This is a genomic window from Leisingera sp. F5, assembly GCF_001593695.1.
Map to the genome: position 1 here is coordinate 1 of NZ_LUKH01001213.1, position 1,188 is coordinate 1,188.

A 1,188-nucleotide genomic window follows, 5' to 3' on the forward strand; every position below is an offset into this window, starting at 1 on the left:
TCTCGGCATAGGGCGCGGCCAGAATGCGCAGCGCACCGTTTTTGCCTTGCGCGGTAAAATGGTCCGCCCAGAACAGAACCAACCGTTCACGAAACGCATCGCGGGTATAGACATGCCGCAGCAGCCTTTGACCGTGCCATTTAATACGCGCCGCATTGTGGGCACGACGGTAGGCACTGAAGGCTTTGTCAGCGGCTTCGTATCCTTGCTGGCCCTCCAGCCGCTTCCGCTCCCGCCTCAGCCGCCGGAATTCCTTGGCGCGCGCAAAGGCGTCATCAAAACGGCTGACCGGAAATCTGACGGCCATCTCATCGGCGCCCTGCAGACGGCCAAGAATGACCTCCGCTGATGCCGGAGGCCGCACCAGCGGCGACAGCCCTGCCCCAAAGCGGATCTCCGCCAAATCTCCGTCAAATTGCATCGCCCTGATCTCCCTGGACGGCCCGGCTTGCCTGCAGAGTAGAGCATCAACGCCCGGGTCCACAGCTGATTTTCAAGTGATACGCAATTCTTCGCGTGTTCCGTCGCTTGCTCCGCAGATTTGCGGCCCACCGTTTCTCTGCAAGGGAAACGGCCAGGAAAACACCTGTTTTCCTGGCCGGAATTTTTGCAAAATTCCGGCCTCGCCTTGCTGCAACTGAAAAGGCCCGGACAATCGCCCGGGCCTTCTTTCAACATAAAAATGCGGTTTACTGGTCCTGGGGGATCACGCGCAGGCCCAGTTCCATCAGCTGATCGCTCATCGGCTCGGATGGGGCTGACATCATCAGGTCCTCGGCGCGCTGGTTCATCGGGAACATGATGACCTCGCGGATGTTGGCCTCATCCGCCAGCAGCATCACCATACGATCGATGCCGGCCGCGCAGCCGCCGTGCGGCGGGGCGCCGTACTGGAAGGCATTGACCATGCCGCCAAAGCGCTTTTCGACCTCTTCCTTGCCATAGCCGGCAATTTCAAATGCCTTGAACATGATTTCCGGCTTGTGGTTCCGGATCGCGCCGGAGACCAGCTCGTAGCCGTTGCAGGCGAGATCGTACTGGTAGCCCTTCACCGACAATGGATCGCTCAGCAGCGCGTCCATGCCGCCCTGCGGCATCGAGAACGGGTTGTGCTCGAAATCGATGCGGCCGGTTTCCTCGTCCTTCTCGTAGATCGGGAAATCCACGATCCAGGCAAAGGCAAAGCGG

2 protein-coding genes are annotated in these 1,188 nt (G+C 60.0%); both read right to left on the reverse strand.

Features of this window, described 5'->3' with window-relative positions; translation table 11 throughout:
• On the reverse strand, positions 1-421 hold a 421-nt coding region (locus A2I95_RS40220; protein WP_291737921.1), incomplete at its 3' end, for a DUF1800 family protein.
• A 268-nt stretch (positions 422-689) separates the two neighbouring features.
• Positions 690-1,188: amino acid--tRNA ligase-related protein (locus A2I95_RS40225; RefSeq protein WP_291737922.1), on the reverse strand; the 499-nt coding region annotated here is incomplete at its 5' end.